Source organism: Vibrio sp. 1249-1, from assembly GCF_033340495.1.
In genome coordinates, this window is sequence record NZ_JAWOWJ010000339.1 from 1 (window position 1) to 830 (window position 830).

Annotated in this window: 1 protein-coding gene; it reads right to left on the bottom strand. The window is 48.9% G+C overall.

Annotated elements, in window-relative coordinates:
• Positions 1–6: 6 nt before the first annotated feature.
• A partial coding sequence (locus R7Z50_RS26235; protein WP_318149576.1) for a SulP family inorganic anion transporter occupies positions 7–830 on the bottom strand: 824 nt, incomplete at its 5' end.

The window sequence follows — 830 nt, forward strand, 5'->3', positions numbered from 1 at the left end:
TAAAAATTAGGCTGTCATTCGCTGGTATTGATCCGATTCAACATGCGCGACAGCCGCATTCAAGGCCTCGTAGCGGAACTGATACATATTGTTATCCGGCACTAGGTCGATGACATGAAACTTCTCTAGTTGCTCGCGAGTACGCTGATTCGGACACAACAAGTACACTTCACAGCGAGCATCTAACGCGTCTTTAATGGCGTTTTCGAGTGCTAGGCCCACCGTAACATCCAGCATAGGAACATCGGTCAAATCCAAGATCATCACGTCGTAATCAGAAATACTGGTGTGTTGACGAGAAATGGCCTTAGACACACTGAAAATCATCGGGCCAGAGAGATAGAAGAACAACACTCGCCCATTGGCGCGATCTAACAATCCTCGTTCACTGTCCGTCAGTGGCACATCATCTTCGTCGGCATCACTGATGGCTTTTACCTGACGAGCTTGTTCGCGACTCAAGCGCTCAATAATCATGATGTTTGAAACAAACACACCCAAACCAACGGCCACAATGAGATCAACGAACACTGTCAGTAGCATCACGCCATACATGATCGCCATGCCAGAAAAACTGACCTTATGCGCGCGCTGAATAAAGCTCCAGTCTAGGATGTTAAAGCCAACGTACACCGCGATGCCTGCTAGCACAGCCATTGGGATAGGTTCGGTTAATCCACCAGCCACCAAAACAACCAGAGCCAATACTAAGGCTCGCACCACACCAGATAATGGAGAGCGAGCGCCAACTTGGATGTTTGTCACCGTGCCCATCGTCGCGCCAGCTCCTGGAAGTGCGCCGAATAAACCTGAAATCATATTCGCTAAAC